Origin of the sequence: Actinoplanes sp. NPDC048791, from assembly GCF_040650095.1 — a bacterium.
Lineage (GTDB): Bacteria > Actinomycetota > Actinomycetes > Mycobacteriales > Micromonosporaceae > Actinoplanes.
Genome location: NZ_JBEZGQ010001237.1, coordinates 1 through 2201 on the forward strand (window position 1 = coordinate 1; position 2201 = coordinate 2201).

Here is a 2201-nt window from a genome sequence, read left to right on the forward strand (position 1 = left end):
CGCGACGCGGCCGGGAGCGCCGCCGCGGGCAAGGACACCGCTTCGACGGCGGCCGACAAGGTACGGGCCCTGGAGTCGTCGGTCGGCGAGATCGCCACGGTCAACGCGCTGATCGCGCAGCTGGCCGGGCAGACCAACCTGCTCTCGCTGAACGCGACGATCGAGGCGGCGCGGGCCGGCGAGGCCGGCCGGGGCTTCGGCGTGGTGGCCAACGAGGTCAAGCAGCTGGCCCAGCAGACGGCGGAGTCGGTGGAACGGGTCAACGGCGTGATCCAGGCGATCGTCGCGCAGACCGGCGACGTGGCCAGCACCTTCGGCCATACCACGTCGGCGGTGGCCGGCCTGTACGAGGTCCAGACCGACATCGCGGCGGCGATGCAGGAGCAGGCCGCCGTGCTGGCCGAGGTCACCCGCCAGCTGGCCACGGCGACGTCGGCGGCCGAGCAGGTCCTCGCCGGCCTGGAGGAACTCGCCGTCCCGGCCTGAGCCGGCCGTCAGATGGTGCGCAGGTCCAGGGCGTGCCAGACGACCGCGTCCAGGTTGCCGGTCGACCACCACAGCATGCCGCCCCGGTACGACACCGAGCCGGCGTCCGGGCTGATCTCCACCGTCCGGCGGGTGGCGATCTCCACCGCGATCAGCTCGTTGTTGCCGGTCAGCTCCGAGTTGGGGCCGATCCGGGAGAGCACCTCGAAGCGGTCCAGCGGCGCCACGTCGACGATCACGGTCGCGGCGGTGTCACCGGCGATACGGTGCCGGTCGCTGCCGTCGGGACGCATCAGCTCGATGCGGCTGAGCCCGTCCCCGGTCAGCGACGCCACCCGGCACCAGGCCGGGCTGCAGGCCGTGATGGCCCGGTCCCGGGCACGGCCGATCGGGCTGTCCCGGCCGGTGCCCAGGTTGCGCAGCAGGGTGCTGCCCGAGCTGTCGTTGACCCCGTTGACCAGCCACGGCCACGCCGACAGCTTCCACGTGCCGGGCTCCCGGCGGACGTCCACCGGCCCGCCGGTCAGCGCGACCGAGCGGAGCTGGGTGACGTCACCGGTGGCCGCGGCCACCCAGTGCACCCGGCCGTCGGCGATCACCAGGTCGTACTGCGACTGGTAGAACTCGGCCCGGCCCAGGTCGGCGGTCAGCTCGCGCGGCGGCCGGGCGTCGCGCAGGCCGGCCGTGAACAGCCGCAGCTTGCCGCCGTCGGTGCTCTCCACCCAGGCCAGCACGTCGCCGGAGACGGTCAGCGCCTGGAAGGACGGGTGTTCCGCCCGGGGCAGCCGCCGGAGCTGGCGGACCGTACCGTCCGCGCCGACGCGGACCAGGCGCAGGTAGCGGTCGTCGGTGCTCGCCGCGGTGCCCAGGGAGGTGCGGGCGTCGAGGAACAGGCCCGGACGGTACTCGGCGCCGTCCGGCAGGGTCGCCTGCACGGTGCCGCGCTGTGCCTGTGGCCAGGCGACCGCCGCGGTGACCGGCGCTGCGGGCTGCGCGTTGCCGCCGGCCGGCAATGCCAGCAGCGCTGCGCTCGCCACGAGCGCGGCAGCGAGGCCGAGCCGCGTGCGCGTGGTGCTCATGTCGCGTCGACCTCCACCGGCGTCCGTGGCTGCCGATGATAGCCACGGTGCCGGGCCCACCGATTCCGGCGGCCTGCTGCAGGATGCAGACGGCATCCGCGCCGCACCGGGGAAAGAGCCAAAAGGCGCCCGGCCTGATACCCGAGACATTTCCGCATTTCGATCTGTTGTCGGCGGCTGGACCCCACCGCAGGCTGTATCCGGCCGACGTGTTCCGGCGGCCTCATCGACGGGGGAAACGATGTTCTCGAGGACTCGGGCCGCGGCCGTGCTCGCCGCGCTCACTCTGACCGGGCCGGCGGTGCTGACGCCCACACCGGCCCTGGCCGCCACCACACCCAACGCCGTGATCACCTGGAACGTCCACGCGCAGACGGCCATCTACGAGGTCGCCCGCCAGTCACCCAACGTGACCGGGCGCAGCTTCGCGATGGTGCAGGGAGCCGTGTACGACGCGGTGAACGCGGTTGCCGGGACGCCGTACCAGCCGTACCTGATCGCTCCGCGCAGCCGGCGCGGCGACTCGGCCGACGCCGCTGTCGCCGGCGCGGCCTACCGGGTGCTGGTCTCGCTCTTCCCGGCCCAGACGGCCGCCCTGACCGCCCAGTACGACCAGGCGCTCGCGGCCATCCCCGA

General features: G+C 73.8%; 2 protein-coding genes and 1 pseudogene. 2 read left to right on the forward strand and 1 reads right to left on the reverse strand.

What is annotated here, in order from left to right; genetic code table 11:
* Positions 1–486, forward strand: a 486-nt coding sequence (locus AB0C29_RS44820; RefSeq protein ID WP_360833966.1) for a methyl-accepting chemotaxis protein, incomplete at its 5' end; no start/stop codon positions are given.
* An 8-nt stretch (positions 487–494) separates the two neighbouring features.
* Here the strand turns inward: AB0C29_RS44820 and AB0C29_RS44825 are convergent.
* Complete coding sequence (locus AB0C29_RS44825; RefSeq protein ID WP_360833968.1) at positions 495–1565, reverse strand: hypothetical protein; 1071 nt, start codon at positions 1563–1565, stop codon at positions 495–497.
* A gap of 241 nt (positions 1566–1806) precedes the next feature.
* On the opposite strand from AB0C29_RS44825, the pseudogene AB0C29_RS44830 reads away from it, so the two are divergent.
* Positions 1807–2201: pseudogene (locus tag AB0C29_RS44830) on the forward strand (PA-phosphatase); the annotation flags it as partial.

Bases quoted from the DNA above. Each gene is read 5' to 3' on its own strand.
- AB0C29_RS44825 (WP_360833968.1), bottom strand. From the start codon at position 1,565: ATGAGCACCACGCGCACGCGGCTCGGCCTCGCTGCCGCGCTCGTGGCG.